Below are 17,766 nucleotides of genomic sequence, written 5' to 3'. Positions count from 1 at the left end.
GTCTTCCGGCAAGCGAACAGAACGCCTCCGGGCTTCTTTAGCCCAAGGCCTTGGTGACTGCGCGCTGCGTCAGCACGCTGATCAGGTTCGCGCGGTACGCGGCCGAGGCGTGCAGGTCGCTGTTCAGGTCGCTCGCGTCGATCTTCACTGCGGCGGCGGAAGCGGCGGTGAAGCTCTTGTTCAGCGCATCCTCCAGCCCTGCATGGCGGAACACGCCGTTGCCCGCGCCGGTGATCGCCACGCGAACGCCGCTGTCGTACTGCGCGAGGAACACGCCGACCAGCGGGAAGTTGGACGCCTTCTGGCGCAGCTTCTCGTACACGGCGCGCTTCGGGATGGGGAAGCGGATCGCGGTGATCAGCTCGTCCTCTTCCAGCGCCGTGGTGAAGAGGCCGAGGAAGAAGTCGTCGGCCGCGATCTCTCGCTTGGAGGTGACGATGGTCGCGCCCGAGGCCAGCACCGCGCTGGGGTAGCAGGCGGCCGGGTCGTTATTGGCCACCGAGCCGCCGATGGTGCCCATGGCTCGCACCTGCCGGTCGCCGATGCGCGAGGCCAGGTCGGCCAGCGCCGGATAGGCGGCCTTCACGTCGGCGTTGTTCGCCACGTCGAGGTGGCGCGACATGGCGCCGATGGTGATGGCATTGCCGTTCTTCGCGATGCCGGTGAGCTCCTTGATGCCGCTCAGGTCCACGAGCTGCTCGGGTGCCGAGAGCCGCAGCTTCATCGAGGCAAGGAGGGTCTGTCCGCCGGCCAGAGGCTTGCCGCCGGCGGCGATGAGCCTGGCGGCATCGGCCACGGAAGCGGGCCGTTCGAGTGTGAAGGCGTACATGGCGTGGTTCCTTCTTTGTTTTAGTTGATCAGGGTTTGGCGGCTGCGGCCTGCATAGCTTCCCAGACGCGGGCGGGCGATGCGGGCATGTCGAAATCCTTGACGCCCAGCGGCGCCAGCGCGTCGAGCACGGCATTGATCACGGCCGGCGGCGAGCCGATGGCCCCCGCCTCGCCGCAGCCCTTGGTGCCCAGCGGGTTGTGCGTGCACGGGGTGCACACGGTGTCGAGCTTGAACTGCGGGAAGTCGCCGGCGCGCGGCATGGCGTAGTCCATGAAGCTGCCGGTGAGCAGCTGGCCTGTTTCCTTGTCGTAGACGCAGTTCTCTAGCAGCGCCTGGCCGATGCCCTGCACCAGCCCGCCGTGCACCTGGCCCTCCACGATCATCGGATTGATGATGGTGCCGAAGTCGTCCACCGCTGTGAAGCGGTCGACACGGACCTCGCCGGTCTGCTTGTCGACCTCGACCTCGCAGATGTAGGTGCCGCCCGGGAAGGTGAAGTTGGTCGGGTCGTAGAAGGCGGTCTCGTTCAGGCCGGGCTCCAGCTTGTCGAGCGGGTAGTTGTGCGGCACGTAGGCCGTCAGCGCCACCTGGCCGAACGGGATCTTCTTGTCGGTGCCCTTGACCGTGAACTCGCCGTTGGCGAACTCGACGTCGGCGTCGCTCGCCTCCATCAGGTGCGCGGCGATTTTCTTCGCCTTGGTCTCGATCTTGTCCAGCGCCTTCATGATGGCCGCGCCGCCCACCGAGATGGAGCGCGAACCGTAGGTGCCCATTCCGAAGGGCACGCGGCCGGTGTCGCCATGCACCACGTCGACGTTCTCGACCGGAATGCCCAGTCGCGCCGCCACGACCTGCGCGAAGGTGGTCTCGTGGCCCTGGCCGTGGCTGTGCGAGCCGGTGAACACCGTCACGCTGCCGGTCGGGTGCACGCGGATCTCGCCGCACTCGAACAGGCCCGCGCGCGCGCCGAGGGCGCCCGCGATGTTCGAAGGCGCGATGCCGCAGGCCTCGATGTAGCTCGAATAGCCGATGCCGCGCAGCTTGCCCTTGGCTTCGCTCGCCGTCTTGCGCGCCGCGTAGCCGTCGACTTCGGCGAGCACCCGGGCCTTGTCCATGCAGGCATGGAAGTCGCCGGTGTCGTACTGCAGCGCCACCGGCGTCTGGTAGGGGAAGGCGGTGATGAAGTTGCGCTTGCGGATCTCGTCCTGCCCCAGGTTCATTTCCCAGGCGCAGCGCGACACCAGGCGTTCCAGCAGGTAGGTGGCCTCGGGCCGTCCTGCCCCGCGGTAGGCATCGACCGGCGCGGTGTTGGTGAACCAGGCATCCACCTCGACGTAGATCTGCGGCGTGGTGTACTGGCCCGCCAGCAGCGTGGCGTAGAGGATGGTGGGCACCGCGGTCGAGAAGGTCGACAGGTAGGCGCCCAGGTTGGCGTCGGTGTGCACGCGCAGCGCGAGGAACTTGCCGTCCTTGTCCATCGCCATCTCGGCGTGGCTCACGTGGTCGCGGCCGTGCGCGTCCGACAGGAAGCACTCCGAGCGCTCGGCCGTCCACTTGATGTTGCGGTTGAGCTGCCGGGCGGCCCAGGTCAGGCACACGTCTTCCGCATACAGGAAGATCTTGGAGCCGAAGCCGCCGCCCACGTCGGGCGCGATCACGCGCACCTTGTGCTCGGGCAGGCCCAGCACGAAGGCCGTCATCAGCAGGCGCTCGACGTGCGGGTTCTGGTTGGACACGTAGAGCGTGTAGTCGTCGCTCGCCCGGCTGTAGCTGCCGATGGCAACGCGCGGCTCGATGGGGTTGGGCACCAGCCGGTTGTTGACCAGGTCGAGCTTCGTCACATGCGCGGCGCTCGCGAACACCGCGTCGACCGCCGCCTTGTCGCCCAGCGCCCACTTGTAGCACTGGTTGTCGGGCGCCTCGTCGTGCAGGGTGACGCCGCCGGCCTTCTTCGCCGCGTCGGCCACGCTCACGAGCGCGGGGAGCACGTCGTAGTCGACCACCACCGCCTCGGCCGCGTTCTTCGCCTGCTCGACGGTCTCGGCCACCACCATGGCCACGTGGTCGCCGACGTAGCGCACCTTGTTGATCGCCAGGATCGGGTGCATCGGCTCCTTCATGGGGGTGCCGTCGGGGTTGTTGATGAGCCAGCCGCAGGGCAGCCCGCCCATCTTGCCCTCGATGTCCTTGCCGCTGAAGATGCCGATCACGCCGGGCATCTTCAGCGCCTGGGCGGTGTCGATCGATTTGATGGCAGCGTGGGCGTGCGGCGAGCGCACGAAGACCGCATGGCTCTGGTTGGCCAGCGTGATGTCGTCGGTGTAATTGCCGGCGCCGGTCAGGAAGCGATAGTCTTCCTTGCGCCGTAGAGCTTCGCCGATGTGCGGCAGGTTCGAGAAGTCGGAAGCACCCATGATGTCGCTCCCTTCATGCCGTGACGGTTGCCTTGACGGGAGTGCCCGAGGCCATCGCCTCGCCGCCCATCTTCACTGCCTTCACGATGTTCTGGTAGCCCGTGCAGCGGCACAGGTTGCCGTCGAGCAGCTCGCGGATCTCCGACTCGCTCGACTTGGGGTGGTGGGTGCACAGGTCGATGGCGCTCATGACCATGCCGGGCGTGCAGAAGCCGCACTGCAGGCCGTGGCACTCCTTGAAGGCCGCCTGCATGGGGTGCATGGTGCCGTCCGCCTCCGCAATGCCCTCGATGGTGGTGACTTCGGCGCCGGCCGCCTGGGCCACCAGCACGTTGCAGGACTTGACGGCCCGGCCGTTCACGTGGACGGTGCAGGCGCCGCACTGGGCGGTGTCGCAGCCGACGTGGGTTCCGGTGAGATGGAGGTGCTCGCGCAGAGCATGGACCAGGAAGGTGTTGGGAGGAGCGTCGACCGTGACCTGGCGGCCGTTGACCTTGAAAGCGACCTGCATTTGGCTGTCTCCGTAAAAGGTGATGGCTTGTTTGAGCGAAAGCATCTTGGATGCCGACCTTTCGCACTATCCTAGGCAAAACCCTTGACACTTGCACAGACCGCGCGAAATTCTCAAAATGAAACAGCTTGCCATCCGGCAGGCCGGGAAAAGCCTGCATACATGCGCGAAAAACCACGATGTCTGTATCAATCGTTTCGCAGCCTCCTGAGCGTTCCCTGGCCATTGCCCAAGCCCGCCGCGAACTGATCGAAGGCGAATCGCCCGCCCGTGCTCGCGGCGGCGCCTGCATCGATTCGTGGATCACCCGCTCCTGGCAGCGCTGCATCGAGGCTGGTCACAGTCCGCGGCAGCGCGTCAGTTTCGATCCGGTGAGCCGATCGGCCAGCATCGACGTCGCCGAGCGCAACCGGGCGCTGGTCTCCGCGGCCCGCCCGATCATCGACCAGCTCTCGCGCGCCATCGCCGACACCCGCTATTTCGCCGTGCTGACCGACGCCGACGGCATCGTGGTCGACGTGGGCAGGCTACCCGACGGTACCGACGCCGCCACCCGCTATGCGCGAGACCTCGCGCGCATCGGCGTCGACCTGTCGGAACGCGCCATCGGCACCAGCGCCATCGGTACCGCGCTGGCCGAGCAGGAATCGGTCTGGCTGCATCGCGGCGAGCATTTCTTCGACGACACCAGCGTCTACAGCTGCGCCGGAGCGCCGCTCTTCGGTCCCCGGGGCGACTGCATCGGCATGCTCGACCTGACCGGCGTGCAGGTGGTCGAGCGGCCCGAGCTTCGCCACCTGGCGACCCTTTCCGCGCGCAGCATCGAGAACATGCTGGTGAAGCGCGAGCCCTGCGAGCTGCTGCTGCGCCTGGCCTGGCCGGGCAACGCGGGCAGCGAAGCCACCGAGGGCCTGCTGTGCATCGACGCCGTGGGCAACGTGACGGGCGCCAACGCGGCGGCGAGGCAGATGCTGCACCAGCCGCTGCCGCGCAGCGAGCATGCGCTGAACTTCAACGACCTGTTCGCGCTGCCGCTTCACATGATGTTCGACGCGGCCCGCCGCGGCGACGCCGTGCTCGAGGTGCCGCTCTGGTCGGGCCTGCGGGTGCAGGTTCGGCCCCAGCGCGGCGGCAGCGGCGCCACGGCGCCCGCAAACGTTTCCGACAACCGGCCGCGGCTGCGCGACGTGGAAACGGCGCTGATCCGCAAGGCGGTGGCCGACGCGCGCGGCAACGTGGCCGAGGCCGCGCGGGCGCTGGGCATCAGCCGGGCGACGGTCTACCGCAAGCTGTGGCGCGGACGGGCCGCCGGCGCGCCGGACTGAAACGCCGGCTGGCTGTTCAGCCTTCGTTCAGCCTTCGGCATTCAGGCGCCGACCGGCACCTTGTCGAGGAAGCCAGTCACCGAACGCAGCTTGCCTGCATCGACCCGCGCGAAGTCGGTGCCCTGGATGAGATCTTCCGCGCCGCTGGGCCCCAGCGTCCACGAGAAGCGCAGGTGGTCGCCGTGCGAATCGGCCTTGCCCAGCAGGTTGAAGCGGAAGCCCGGATAGCGCTGGTGCACCGCGCCGACGAGAGCGCTGATCTGCTCGTGCCCGCTGGCCTGCGCCATCGGGTCGGCGTAGTGCGCGTCGGCGGTCCAGCCGGCTTCGATGAGTGCGGCGCGGCGCGCGGCATCGGTCTCGTTCCAGACGGCGATGTAGCGTTGGGCGATCGTGGTGGCGTCGTGTGCGGCGGCGTTCATGGTGACGATTCCTTTGGTGGGTTCCGACCCGCAACATCGCGGGGTGAAGGAATGGTCGCGTCGCACGCGATTTGCGTCGATGACGTCGCAGGTCATGGAACAGGGGCAGCAGCCCCCGCCAGTCAGAGTGCGTCGAGCGGAAAGACCGGCCGGCTCACCTTGCTGAACGGAAAGAGGCTGTAGTCCGAACTGGTGACACCGGGGCTGTCGCACTCCACCAGCGCGGCCGACAGCGGTTCGAACACGGGCCGGCAGTACATGCGCGACTTGAGCAGCAGAAAGCGCTCCTTGCGCGGATCGAGCCCCGCGCATTCGAAGACGCCGATGTCCCACGGCTCCTGCGTGCGCTCGGTCACCACGATGCGCGCCGCGCCGATGTCGAAGAGCACCGTGCGCCCCATGCTGCTGCGCTGGCCGGTGTAGGTGGGGCCTGTGATCACGTACTCGCCGTCGGAGATGGCGCGCACCGTGCCCGTCAGGCGCACCGGCGTCTTCTCGAGGCCGATGCCCGCGAGCGAGACCTTGTTGCCCAGCGCCACCGTCGCCTGCGCACCCTCGCCCGCCGCGATGAGCTGCGCCACGGCCTCGGGATCGCACAGCGGCCCCACGCCGATGCCGTGCAGGCCCTGCGCGAGCGCCTCCTGCAGCACGTCCATGGTGTCGCAGCTTCCGCCCGACATGCAGTTGTCGCCATGGTCGAGCAGCAGCACCGGGCGCGTCGCGCCCTCGGCAATCAGCTTCGCGCGCGTGACCGACTCCGCCAGCGGCTCGCTGCGATAGACGAAGGCTTCGCGCTCCGCCCACATCTGCGCCGCGATGCGGTCTGCCGTGGCCTGCGCTCGCTCGGGCGAATGCGCATCGACGACGATCACGCTCATGCACGGTGCCTCGATGTCCGACAGCGAGAAGCCGGCCAGGATCGACACCGCCAGCGACTCGGCCTTCTCGGCCTCGCACGCCGTCTCGATGGCGCGCTTCATCGCGCCGGTGAAGGAGGCGCTGCGCAGCGTGTGCGCCATCAACGGCAGCCGGTGCCAGCGCATCGCCGGCCTGCTGCGGCCGGCGAGCAGGTCGAGCAGCAGGCGGCCGGCGTGCTCGCCGGTCTCGTACATGTCGACGTGCGGATAGGTCTTGAAGCCGACGATCACGTCGGCGTTCTCCACCATCGCCGGCGTGACGTTGGCATGCAGGTCGAGCGCCACGCCGATCGGCACGCCCGGCGCGGCCGCGCGCAGGCGCACCAACAGGTCGCCTTCGCCGTCCACGCTGTTCTGCGCCACCATCGCGCCGTGCAGGTCGAGCAGGATGGCGTCGCAGCCCGGGGCCGCGTCGACGATGCATTGCGTCAGCACCGTGTACGCCTGCGCATCGACCGGCCCGCTCGGATTGGCCGAGGCCGACACCGGCGTGACGACCTCGGCGCCCGCCGCCTCGGCCAGGTCGATGAAGGCCGACATCGCGGTGCGCATGCCCTTGTTGTCGCGGTAGGCCTGCTCGCCGAAGGTCGGGCCGTCGGGGCCGAAGGCCGCGAGCGGCGTGGGCACCGGCGAGAAGGTGTTGGTTTCGTGGTTGAGACGTGCGATCAGTACTTTCATTGCGCAAACTTTCCACCGCTGGCCAGCATGGTGATGTCGCCGAAGCTGGAGCCGTTGCGGTTGTCGGGCCTGAAGGCGAGCGTGTATCCGCCCAGCTCCACGGGAGGCGAAGTCTCGATGCTGCGGCGAAGCGACTCGGTGGTCACCGGCCCCTTCACGCGCTGCAGCGCTTCGGCGAATGCCTTGGCCGTGATGTAGCCCTCCAGGCCCAGGTAGGAGCCCTCGCCCTCGCTGCCCGCAGCCTTGCGCGCGCGCTGGTACTCGTCGACGATGGGAAAGCGCGTCTTCCAGAACGGCGGCATCACCTGCGACAGCACGATGCCGCGGCTCTTGTCGCCCAGCTCCTTGTAGAGCAGGAAGGAGCTGGCCACCGAGTTCGTGTAGATCTGCGGATGCACCGGCGCCGCGACCAGCGCGCGGATGACGTTGATCGCCGGCATGCCCGCCGCGATGACGTACGCCGCCTGCGCACCGCTGGCAATCACCTTCTGCGCGACGCTCGCAAGCTCCTTCTCCTGCGGATCGAAGCGCAGCGACAGCACCGGGGACAGGCCGTTCTTCTGCAGCGCCTCCAGCGCGTCCTTCTCGATGCCCTTGCCGTAGGCGTCGTCGCTCGACACGATGGCGATGCGAACCACGCCCACGGTCTTCAGGTGATTCATCACGCGGTGCACCTCGTCGGCGTACGACTCGCGCACGTGGTAGATCGGCACCTTCGGCCCGCGCAGCACGGCCGCGCCGGTCAGTCCGCCGAAGATGAAACTGTCGTACTTCGCCGCGACCGGCACCATGGCCGCGCCGATGCCCGTACCCATGGTGCCGAAGAGGCAGACCACGCGGTCGGTGCCGAGCAGCTTCTCGGCGTTGGCCGCGGCCTTGTCCGGCGCATAGGCGTCGTCGTAGGTGATCAGCTTGACGGGCCGCCCGCCGATGCCGCCCGCCTTGTTCAGCTGGTCGAACACCAGTTTCTGGCCTTCCATGAACGCAAGGCTGTTGGGCGCCAGCGGGCCGGTCAGCACCGCGGACTGGCCGACAAGAATGGGCTCGGCGGCCGGTGCCGCCGCGGCCCAGGCCAGGCTGAACGCCGCCAGGGCGAAGCGCCAGCCCTTCACGATGCCACCCCCGCGCTTTGCAGCATCGCCTGCAGCAGCACGTTGCAGCCGGCCTCCAGGTGATCGGGCTGCGCGTCCTCGATCTCGTTGTGGCTGATGCCGTCGAGGCAGGGCACGAAGATCATGGCCGCGGGGCACACGCGAGCGAGATACACCGCGTCGTGGCCCGCGCCGCTGATCACGTTCATCCAGCTCATGCCCTGCGCCTGCGCGGCATCACGCACGGCAGACACCAGCTTGGGCGTGAAGGGCTGCGGCGGGAAGTACACCACCTGCTCCACCGACATCTCGACCTTGGCTTTGGCCGAGATGCGCTGCACGGTCTCCTTCAGCGCAGCGTCCAGCGCCGACAGCACCGTGTCGTCGGCCGCGCGCAGGTCGACGCTGAGCTTCACGCGGCCCGGGATCACGTTGCGCGAGTTGGGATAGTTGTCGATCCAGCCGACCGTGCCGCGCGCATGCGGCGCATGGGCCAGCGCGATGCGGTTGACCTCGATCACGAGTTCGGAGGCAGCCAGCAGCGCGTCCTTGCGCAGTTCCATTGGCGTGGGCCCGGCATGGGCCTCCATGCCCTGCACCACCACGTCGTACCAGCGCTGGCCCAGCGCACCCTCGACCACGCCGATCACGCGCTCGTTGGCTTCGAGCACAGGGCCCTGCTCGATGTGCGCCTCGAAGTACGCGCCCACGGGCGACGCTGCCGCCGAGACGGGTGCGCTGCCGGCATAGCCGATGGCAGCCAGCGCCTCGGACACGCTGATGCCGTCGTTGTCGCACTGCGCCAGCGCATGCTCCAGCGTGAAGGCGCCGGCGAACACGCCCGAGCCCATCATCACCGGCACGAAGCGCGAGCCCTCCTCGTTGGTCCACACCGCCACTTCGAGCGGCGCCTCGGTCTGCACCCCGGCGTCGTTCAGGGTGCGGATCACCTCCAGCCCGGCGAGCACGCCGTAGTTGCCGTCGAACTTGCCGCCCGTGGGCTGGGTGTCGATGTGGCTGCCGGTGGCGACCGGCGGCAGCGCGTTGTTGCGGCCGGCACGGCGCGCAAAGATGTTGCCGATGGCGTCCACGCGCACCTCGCAGCCGGCCTCGCGCACCCAGCGCACGAACAGGTCGCGGCCCTGGCGGTCGAGGTCGGTCAGCGCGATGCGGCAGACGCCGCCTTTCTCGGTGGCGCCGAGCTTCGCCAGCTCCATCAGCGAGTTCCAGAGCCGCTGGCCATCGATGCGGAGTTCGGTATGTGATGTCATGGTTTTGCGAGTGAGATGAGAAGTGCGGGAAGCCTCAAGCAAGGCCCACGCCCAGATAGCGGTCTTTCACTTCATGGTCGGCCATGAAGGCTTCGTTGCCGGCCTCGTGCACGATCACGCCCTGCTCCACGATGTAGTGGCGGTCGGCCAGCTGCACGCAGACTTCGAGGTTCTGCTCGACCAGCAAAATCGCCACCCCGGCGGCCTTGATGGTCTTGAGCTGCGCGACGATCTCTTCCACGATCACCGGCGCGAGGCCCTCCACCGGCTCGTCGAGGATCAGCAGGCGCGGATGGTTCATCAGCGCCCGGCCGATGGCCAGCATCTGCTGCTCGCCGCCCGAGAGCTGCCCGCCGCCGTTGCGCCGGCGCTCCTTCAGGCGCGGGAAGATGCGGTAGATGTCGTCCAGCTGCCAGGGCGACTGGCGCCGCAGGCCGAGCAGCAGGTTCTCTTCCACCGTCAGCAGCTTGAAGATGCCGCGGTGCTCGGGCACCAGGCACACGCCGCGCGTTGCGATACGGTGCGCCGGCATGCCCGCGATGTCCGCCCCCTGGAAGCGCACGCGCCCGCTGGTGGGCGTGACCGCGCCCGCGATGCTCTTGAGCGTGGTCGACTTGCCCGCGCCGTTGCGCCCGAGCAGCGTGACCAGCTCGGCCTCGCCCACGGTCATCGACACGCCCTGCAGCACGTGGCTCTTGCCGTAGTGGGCGTGCAGCTTCTCGACTTCGAGGATGTTGTTGCGGGCGCCGCTCATGCCTTGCCTCCGGTGATCATGTTGCCCAGGTAGGCGGTGCGCACGCGCGCATCGGAACGAATGTCGCCCGGCAGCCCCTCGGCCAGCACGCGGCCCAGCTGCATCACGGTGACGGTGTCGGAGATGTCCATCACGATGTTCATGTTGTGCTCGATGAGGACCACGGTGTGCGCGTCGCGCAGGCCGCGGATCAGCTGCTTCATGTCGTCGAGGTCGTCGATGCCCATGCCCGATGTCGGCTCATCGAGGAAAATCGCCTTCGGCCTCGCCGCAAGCGCCATACCCACTTCGAGCCGGCGCTGCTGGCCGTGCGAGAGCTCGGCGGCCGGCGTGTTCGCCAGCCGCTCCAGCCCGATGCGCTGCAGCACCTCGTCGACGATTTGCGTGCAGGCCAGTTCGCCGACCGGCGCGCGCCAGCAGTTCATGGCCTGCCGCGGCGAAACGCCCTGCGCCGCCACGCGCAGGTTCTCGCGCACCGCGAGGCTCGCGAACAGCGCCGTGACCTGGAACGAGCGCGCCATGCCGCGCTGCACGCGCTTGTGGTCAGGCTCGCGCGTGACGTCGTGGCCGTCGAACAGAATGCGCCCACCGGTGGTCATGCCGGTGCCGGTGAGCATGTGGAACAGCGTGGTCTTGCCCGCGCCGTTGGGGCCGATCACCGAATGCACCGTGTTGCGCCGGATCTTCAGGTCGACCCCGCCGAGCGCCGCGAACTTGCCGTAGTGCTTGGTGACGCCGACGGCTTCGATGAGAACGTCGCTCATGCTTTTTCTCCTTGCGCGGCAGGCGAGACAGCTGCGGCAGCTGCGGACGGAACCGCCGGTGCCTTGCGGAAGATGCGCTTCCACGCGCTCTCGCCCAGCCCCCAGAGCCCGCGCTGCATGCCGATGCTCACGCCGATCAGCAGGAGCCCCAGCAGCAGCAGCCAGCGCGGCCACAGCGTGGAGAGCCAGTCGGCCAGCAGCACGTAGAACGCCGAGCCCAGCACCGAGGCGAACAGGTTGCCGGTGCCGCCGATCACGGTGATGACCAGGATCATCTCGCTCGTGTGGTACTCGGCGTTCGACAGCGGCGCGATGCCGGTCATCATCGCGTGCAGCCCGCCCGCGAGGCCGGTGACGGCGCCCGAGATCACGAAGGCCAGCAGCTTGAAGCGCTTGAGGTCGTAGCCCACGGCGGCGGCGCGGTCCTCGTTGTCGCGGATGGCCAGCAGCGTGCGGCCGAAGACCGAATCGGTCACGCGCAGCAGCAGGCCGAAGGCGACCAGGAACACCACGGCCACGAAGGCGTAGTACTTCCAGGGCGTGTCCATGAAGCCGGGGCGCGGCACGTCGAGCAGGCCGTTGTCGCCGCCGGTGAGGCCGGTGGCGGTGTAGGCGATGAAATAGAACATCTGCGCGAAGGCCAGCGTGAGCATCACGAAGTAGGTGCCGCGCTGCCGGATGGCCACCCAGCCCACCACCGCCGCGCCCAGCGCGCCCATGGCCACGGCCGCGGCCAGCGCGAGCGGCATCGGCAGGCTCAGCCGCGTGAGCAGGATGGCGATGGTGTAGCTGCCCAGCCCGAAGAAGATGCCCTGCCCGAAGGACAGCAGCCCCGTGTAGCCTAGCAGCAGGTTGCAGCCCAGCGCGGCCAGCGCATAGATCAGCACCTCGCTCGCGAGCGAACCCGAGCTCAGCACCAGCGGCAGGCCCAGCACCGCGATGAGCGCCAGAAGGAAAGTGATTTTTCTCGGCATGGCTTGTCCGTTCATGCTTTCCGGCCGAGCAGGCCGTGCGGGCGCAACAGCAGCACGGCTGCCATCGCGATGTAGACCATCAGGCTCGCGCCCGGCGGCCAGATGGTGCTCATGAGGCTCTGCACGATGCCGATGAGCAGGCCACCCACGAGCGCGCCGCCGAAGCTGCCGAGCCCGCCGATCACGACCACCACGAAGGCCACGGCCAGCGCCTCCACGCCCATGAAAGGCTCGGCGCCGCGGATGGGCGCGGCCAGCACGCCCGCCAGCGCCGCCGTGGCCGCGCCGAGCGCGAACACCAGGCTGAACACGCGGAACACGTTGATGCCCAGCAGCGACACCATCTCCGTCGATTCGCTGCCAGCGCGCACCGCGCTGCCCAGGCGTGTGCCTTCGAGCACCCACCACAGCAGCACCGCGAGCACGGCGGTGAAGCCGATCACGAAGAGCCGGTATTTCGGATAGACGAACGAGCCCCACATGACCACGCCCTGCAGCAGGTCGGGCGTGGCGACGCTGTTGCCCAGCGGACCCCAGAACACGATCACCATCTCCTGCACCACGAGCGCGAGGCCCACCGTGACGAGGATGTGGAATTCATGCGCCTTGGCATACACGCGGCGCAGCAGCAGCTTTTCGGCCAGCCAGCCCAGCGCGCCCACGAAGAGCGGCACCAGCAGCAGCGCCAGCCAGAAGTTCAGGCCCCATTGCATGGCCTGGAAGCAGAGGTAGGCGCCCAGCAGGTAGAAGGCTCCGTGCGCGAAGTTCACGAAGCGCAGCAGGCCGAACACGATGGACAGGCCGACCGCCAGCAGGAAATACAGCATGCCGATGCCGATTCCGTTGATGGTCTGTAGCAGGTAGACGGACATAGATGAAGGTATTGGCGGAGTGCAGGCGCATACGCGCGGCCCCTTCCAGGAACACCGCGGAACCGGCTCGGCCGGGCCGCAGGTGTTGCCCCCTGCAAGGGGGTTGGCGGCCACACGAAGTGGGCAAGCCTGGGGGTCAGCCCAGCTTGCAGCCGGTCTTGTCCACGGCCAGGAAGGACTTGCCGGAACTGACCACGTCGACGTAGTCCGCAGCGTCCTTCATCTTCGACTTGGCCTTGCCCTTGAGCAGGTAGTAGTCCTTCACGACCTGGTGGTCGGCCTTGCGGATTTCCTCTGCGCCGGTGAGGCCGTCGTACTTCATGCCCTCGAGCGCGGCGATCACCGCCTTCTGGTCGACCGAGCCGGCCTTCACGATGCCGTCGATCAGGATCTTGGTGCAGATGTACGAGCCGGCGAGGCTGTAGTTGGGCACGATCTTGAGCTTGTCGGCCGTGCGCTTCACCAGGTCCTTGTTGAGCGGCGTATCGGCCGTGTGCCAGTACTGCGCGCCGAAGTAGACGCCGTCGCACAGGTCCGCGCCCAGTTCGTCGAACTGCTCCAGTCCCGAGGCCCAGGCCATGAGGATCGTCATGTTCTTGTGCATGCCGAAGCTCACCGCCTGGCGCAGCGCGGCCGACGACTGCGCGCCGAAGTTCAGCAGCAGCAGCACGTCGGGCTTGGCGGCCATGGCGTTGGTGAGGTAGCCGCTGAACTCCTTCTCGGTGAGCGAGTGGTAGCTGTTGCCCACGTGCTCGATGCCCTTCTCCTGGAAGATGTTCTTGGCGGCGCTCAGCAGGCCGTCGCCGAACACGTACTGCGGCGTGATGGTGTACCAGCGCTTGGCCTTGGGCATGGAGGCGATCAGCGGGCGCACCGTCTGCTCGATCGCACCGAAGGTGGGCACCGACCAGCGGAAGGTGGCGGGGTTGCAGTCCTTGCCGGTGATCTCGTCGGCGCCCGCGGTGGTGATGAAGAGGCCGCCGGCCTTCTCGGCTTCCTTGCCCATGGCCAGCGCTTCCGACGACAGGATGCCGCCCGCGAAGAACTTCGCGCCCTGCTGCTGCGAGGCTTCCTGCACCTTGCGCACGGCGGTGGCCGGCTTGCCTTCGGTGTCGAGCACCGTGTAGGCCAGCGGGCGCTTCAGTACGCTGCCGTATTGCTCGATGGCCAGCTTCATGCCCAGGTCGGCAAACTTGCCGTTGGCCGCGAAGGCGCCCGACATCGGGACCGGGCAGCCGAATCGGATCGCGTCCGCCGATTGGGCAAAGGCGGCGCGGCCGCCCAGGAGCGAGGCGGGGGCAGCCGACAGGGCGGCCAGCTGAAGAAGTTGTCTGCGTTGCATGAGTTCTCCGGTCGTGGTGGGGAGTAAGGAAAAAGGGATGCCAGCGATCGCGGCGAATTTAAGCGGATAAATTGGATTAATATGCTGGTAAAAACCCTCTAGCAACAGCCGTGCCAAAATCTGCGGCGCTCCCCTTGGGGCCCAATACCTGCTTACAGGTCACCTTCTGTTTTTCCATCGCTCCGAACGCATGAATTCGTCTCCATCTGATCGTGAAATGCCGCGGAACCGGCTTTGCCGGGCCGCTGGCATTGCCCCCGGCGAGGGGGTGGGCGAAGCGACACGAAGTGCGCGCAGCCTGGGGGTGAGCAAGTGAAAGTGGGGCAGAACCGTCCTAAGCGGCAGAAGCTCTCGGACGTCATCGTCGAAGACGTCAAGCGATGGATCGTGGCGGAGCGCAAGCAGCCCGGCGACCGGTTGCCGAACGAGAAGGAACTGATCGAACTCTTCGGCTATTCGAAGAGCACCGTGCGCGAGGCGCTCAAGGCGCTGGAGGTGCGCGGCCTGATCTCCATCCGCACCGGGCCGGGCGGCGGCGCCTACCTGCAGCAGGTGTCGGTGGAGCACGCGTCGGAGCCGCTGCGCAACTTCCTGCACTTCCACCATCTCGATGGCCATCACATCTACCAGCTGCGCAAGGCGCTGGAGCCCGAGTTGGCCGTGAGCGTGGTGGGCAAGCTGACGCCGGAGCAGTTCGAGAAGCTCGAAGAAAACGTGCGGCTGTGCACGATCGAGCCGACCGGCGAGGACGAACTGCGCATCCAGCGCGAGGCAGAGCTGGCCTTCCACACCATGCTGGCGGAGAGCTGTCCCAATCCGGTGCTCTCCTTCATGTGCCGCTTCCTCAACGACCTGCTGCGCGACCTCGTGGTCTACAAGAAGGCGCTCGACCATCACCACTTCGGCGAGGCGAACGTCGACTACCACACGCAGCTGCTGGCGGCCTACCGCAAGGAAGACGCCGAAGAGGTGCGCCGCCTGATGACCGAGCACATGGTCGATGCCGAGCAGCACATGCACGAGATGGAGGCGCACATCGGCGCCAAGCACCTGCTGCTGCCGAGCGGGCAGCGCTGACTTCTTTTACTTCTTCTTCCGGTGCGCCTGCTCCAGGCACTCCTGGAACGCCAGCACCGCCCGCGACGGCTTCGGAGAACGCCGCAGCAGGCTCACGAAGCGGCACGCGTAGTTGAAGCGCGCCGGCAGCACCGCCTTCATGAGCCCGCGCTCCTCGAACACCTGCGCGTAGTGGTCTGGCAGGAAGCCCAGGAAGCGCCCCGAAAGAATCAGCGTCGCAATCGCCTCCTGGTCGAAACCCGTGGCCATGCGCGAGAGCTTCGCGCGGTGGCTCAGCTCCATGTTGGGCGAGTGGTAGCCCAGCCCCGCGAAATGGTGCTCGCGCAGCCTGGCCCAGGTGAGCTTGTCGTGGCGCACGCCGAAGAGCGGATGCCCCGCGCCGCAATACAGCAGCATGGTCTCGTCGAACAGGTCGGCGTACACCAGGCTCTTGGAGGCGCGGTGCGCCGGGATGATGCCGATCTGGAAGTTGCCCTCCAGCACACCCTGCTCGATGGCGTTGATCGAGCCCACGTGCACGGCCAGCCGCACCTCGGGCGCGATCTCGGTGAAGCGCGCGATCGCCTGGCCGATGCGCGCCTGCGGGTTGGTGGCCGTCTTGTCGAACAGCGCCACGTCGAGCTGGCCGCCCATGCGGTTGTGGATGTCGTCGATGCTGCCGCGGAAGGCGTCGACCGAGGCCAGCAGGCGCAGCGTCTCGTCGTAGACGCGCTGCCCCTCGGCGGTGAGCGCGAAGCCCGCCCTGCCCCGGCGGCACAGCACCAGTCCGAGGCGCGTTTCGAGATCCTTCACGTGGCGGCTCACGGTGGAGGTGCCGATGTTCAGCTCCAGTTCCGCGGCCGCCATGCCGCCGCAGTCGACCACGCTCTTGAACACCTTGAGCAGGCGCAGGTCCATGTCGCTGAGCTGCCCCAGAACGGCGCGGTTGCGGGCACCGCTTTGGGTACCGTCTTCGGCTTTGGCCTTTACTTGCATGAAACGTCAAGTGAACATTGATATTGCGCCATTCTCCACACTGAAGGCTCTACGAACAATCGGCGCATTCCCATCACCCCGGAACCCGCCAGCGCGGGAAACGCCATGACCATCGCAACGCCCGTCACCGAACCGACGCCCGCCGTGCGCACCGACGCCGCCTGGCTCGACGCGCACTGGATGCCCTACACCGGCAACCGCAACTTCAAGGCCGATCCGCGGATCGTCGTGGAAGCCAAGGGCGCCTACTTCACCGACGCCGACGGCCGCAAGATCTTCGACGGCCTCTCGGGCCTGTGGTGCTCGGGCCTGGGCCACGGCCGCCCCGAGATCACCGAGGCGGTGAGCCGCCAGATCGCCAAGCTCGACTACTCGCCCGCCTTCCAGTTCGGCCATCCGCTCTCGTTCGAGCTGGCCAACAAGATCAAGGAGATGACGCCCGCCGGCCTCGACTACGTCTTCTTCACCGGCTCCGGCTCGGAAGCCGCCGACACCTCGCTGAAGCTGGCGCGCGCCTACTGGCGCACCAAGGGCCAGGCGAGCAAGACGCGCCTGATCGGCCGCGAGAAGGGCTACCACGGCGTCAACTACGGCGGCATCTCGGTCGGCGGCATCGCGGCCAACCGCAAGCTCTTCGGCCAGGGCGTGGAGGCCGACCACCTGCCGCACACGCAGCTCGCCTCCAATGCCTTCACGCGCGGCATGGCCGACAACGGCGTCGAGCTGGCCGACCGCCTGCTGGACATCATCGCGCTGCACGACGCGTCGAACATCGCGGCCGTGATCGTCGAGCCCTTCGCGGGCTCGGCCGGCGTGGTGATCCCGCCCAAGGGCTACCTGAAGCGCCTGCGCGAGATCTGCACCGCCAACAACATCCTGCTGATCTTCGACGAGGTCATCACCGGCTTCGGGCGTTGCGGCGCGCTCACCGGCGCCGAGGCCTTCGGCGTGACGCCCGACATCATGAACATCGCCAAGCAGATCACCAACGGCGCGCAGCCGATGGGCGCGGTGGTCGCGAGCAAGGACATCTACGACACCTTCATGGCAGCGGGCGGCCCCGACTACATGCTCGAGTTCCCGCACGGCTACACCTACAGCGCCCACCCGGTGGCCTGCGCCGCCGGCATCGCCGCGCTGGACGTGCTGCAGAAGGAAGACATGATCGGCCGCGTGCAGGCGCTGGCGCCGCATTTCGAGAACGCAGTGCACAGCCTGAAGGGCAGCAAGCACATCACCGACATCCGCAACTACGGCCTCGCCGCCGGCCTGACCATCGCCGCGCTGCCGGGCGAGCCCGCGCGCCGCCCGTACGAGATCGCGATGAACTGCTGGAAGAAGGGCTTCTACGTGCGCTACGGCGGCGACACCATCCAGCTCGCGCCGCCCTTCATCACGGAGAAGGCCGAGATCGACCGCCTGGTGAACGCGCTGGCCGACGCGCTGGCCGAGACGGCCTGATCTTCTAGCGTCTTTCAGCGGCTGTAGGCAGCGCCCGCGAGCGGCGCGGTCCTACACCTCGGCGCCCCGCAGGTTCGCAGAATCTGTCGG

General features: G+C 67.7%; 16 protein-coding genes. 3 read left to right on the top strand and 13 right to left on the bottom strand.

The genetic code is table 11. The features are described from left to right. Positions 1-37 precede the first annotated feature (37 nt). The 3 genes from FHT32_RS10975 to FHT32_RS10965 are packed head-to-tail and all read right to left on the bottom strand — an operon-like array spanning position 38 to position 3,756. Positions 38-829 carry a xanthine dehydrogenase family protein subunit M gene (locus tag FHT32_RS10975; RefSeq protein ID WP_176664656.1) on the bottom strand — a complete coding sequence of 264 codons (792 nt, stop codon included), beginning with the start codon at positions 827-829 and terminating at the stop codon, positions 38-40. Between the two features lie 28 nt (positions 830-857). Further along, positions 858-3,245: a xanthine dehydrogenase family protein molybdopterin-binding subunit gene (locus tag FHT32_RS10970; RefSeq protein WP_176664655.1), complete on the bottom strand. Its 2,388-nt coding sequence runs from the start codon at positions 3,243-3,245 to the stop codon at positions 858-860. A 13-nt stretch (positions 3,246-3,258) separates the two neighbouring features. Continuing rightward, complete coding sequence (locus tag FHT32_RS10965) at positions 3,259-3,756, bottom strand: (2Fe-2S)-binding protein (protein WP_176664654.1); 498 nt, start codon at positions 3,754-3,756, stop codon at positions 3,259-3,261. A gap of 179 nt (positions 3,757-3,935) precedes the next feature. Between FHT32_RS10965 and FHT32_RS10960 the strand changes: the two genes are divergently transcribed. Further along, positions 3,936-5,081: a helix-turn-helix domain-containing protein gene (locus tag FHT32_RS10960; protein ID WP_176664653.1), complete on the top strand. Its 1,146-nt coding sequence runs from the start codon at positions 3,936-3,938 to the stop codon at positions 5,079-5,081. Between the two features lie 41 nt (positions 5,082-5,122). On the opposite strand, the gene FHT32_RS10955 is transcribed toward FHT32_RS10960, so the two are convergent. The 9 genes from FHT32_RS10955 to FHT32_RS10915 all read right to left on the bottom strand — a co-directional run bounded on the left by FHT32_RS10955 (position 5,123) and on the right by FHT32_RS10915 (position 14,163). Then, complete coding sequence (locus tag FHT32_RS10955) at positions 5,123-5,500, bottom strand: nuclear transport factor 2 family protein (RefSeq protein WP_176664652.1); 378 nt, start codon at positions 5,498-5,500, stop codon at positions 5,123-5,125. Positions 5,501-5,622: 122 nt separating this feature from the next. Beyond that, positions 5,623-7,095: a M81 family metallopeptidase gene (locus FHT32_RS10950; protein WP_176664651.1), complete on the bottom strand. Its 1,473-nt coding sequence runs from the start codon at positions 7,093-7,095 to the stop codon at positions 5,623-5,625. Beyond that, a complete protein-coding gene (locus FHT32_RS10945; protein WP_176664650.1) occupies positions 7,092-8,207 on the bottom strand; it encodes an ABC transporter substrate-binding protein in 1,116 nt (371 codons plus the stop codon). The genes FHT32_RS10950 and FHT32_RS10945 overlap by 4 nt, the downstream gene beginning before the upstream one ends. Next, complete coding sequence (locus FHT32_RS10940; RefSeq protein WP_176664649.1) at positions 8,204-9,457, bottom strand: Zn-dependent hydrolase; 1,254 nt, start codon at positions 9,455-9,457, stop codon at positions 8,204-8,206. The genes FHT32_RS10945 and FHT32_RS10940 overlap by 4 nt, the downstream gene beginning before the upstream one ends. 34 nt (positions 9,458-9,491) lie before the next feature. Continuing rightward, positions 9,492-10,211 (bottom strand): ABC transporter ATP-binding protein, encoded by a 720-nt coding sequence (locus FHT32_RS10935; protein WP_176664648.1) that lies wholly within the window; start codon positions 10,209-10,211, stop codon positions 9,492-9,494. Next, positions 10,208-10,975 carry an ABC transporter ATP-binding protein gene (locus FHT32_RS10930; protein WP_176664647.1) on the bottom strand — a complete coding sequence of 256 codons (768 nt, stop codon included), beginning with the start codon at positions 10,973-10,975 and terminating at the stop codon, positions 10,208-10,210. The genes FHT32_RS10935 and FHT32_RS10930 overlap by 4 nt, the downstream gene beginning before the upstream one ends. Further along, positions 10,972-11,949 carry a branched-chain amino acid ABC transporter permease gene (locus tag FHT32_RS10925; RefSeq protein ID WP_176664646.1) on the bottom strand — a complete coding sequence of 326 codons (978 nt, stop codon included), beginning with the start codon at positions 11,947-11,949 and terminating at the stop codon, positions 10,972-10,974. Before FHT32_RS10925 ends, FHT32_RS10930 begins: the two co-directional genes overlap by 4 nt. A gap of 11 nt (positions 11,950-11,960) precedes the next feature. Then, the gene (locus tag FHT32_RS10920) at positions 11,961-12,821 is read right to left on the bottom strand and encodes a branched-chain amino acid ABC transporter permease (protein WP_176664645.1); all 861 of its coding nucleotides are present in this window, start codon (positions 12,819-12,821) and stop codon (positions 11,961-11,963) included. Positions 12,822-12,957: 136 nt separating this feature from the next. Then, positions 12,958-14,163: an ABC transporter substrate-binding protein gene (locus tag FHT32_RS10915; protein ID WP_176664644.1), complete on the bottom strand. Its 1,206-nt coding sequence runs from the start codon at positions 14,161-14,163 to the stop codon at positions 12,958-12,960. 312 nt (positions 14,164-14,475) lie between these two features. On the opposite strand from FHT32_RS10915, the gene FHT32_RS10910 reads away from it, so the two are divergent. Next, a complete protein-coding gene (locus tag FHT32_RS10910; protein ID WP_176664643.1) occupies positions 14,476-15,240 on the top strand; it encodes a FadR/GntR family transcriptional regulator in 765 nt (254 codons plus the stop codon). A 6-nt stretch (positions 15,241-15,246) separates the two neighbouring features. On the opposite strand, the gene FHT32_RS10905 is transcribed toward FHT32_RS10910, so the two are convergent. Next, a complete protein-coding gene (locus tag FHT32_RS10905) occupies positions 15,247-16,215 on the bottom strand; it encodes a LysR family transcriptional regulator (RefSeq protein ID WP_176664642.1) in 969 nt (322 codons plus the stop codon). Between the two features lie 105 nt (positions 16,216-16,320). On the opposite strand from FHT32_RS10905, the gene FHT32_RS10900 reads away from it, so the two are divergent. Beyond that, on the top strand, positions 16,321-17,676 hold the full coding sequence (locus FHT32_RS10900) for an aspartate aminotransferase family protein (RefSeq protein WP_176664641.1): 1,356 nt from the start codon (positions 16,321-16,323) through the stop codon (positions 17,674-17,676). Positions 17,677-17,766 lie beyond the last annotated feature (90 nt).

The sequence above is a fragment of the Variovorax sp. SG517 genome, from assembly GCF_013376045.1.
Taxonomy (GTDB): Bacteria; Pseudomonadota; Gammaproteobacteria; order Burkholderiales; family Burkholderiaceae_C; genus Variovorax.
Note: the sequence above shows the minus strand (reverse complement) of the source record. Positions and strands in the feature narration are given on the sequence as shown.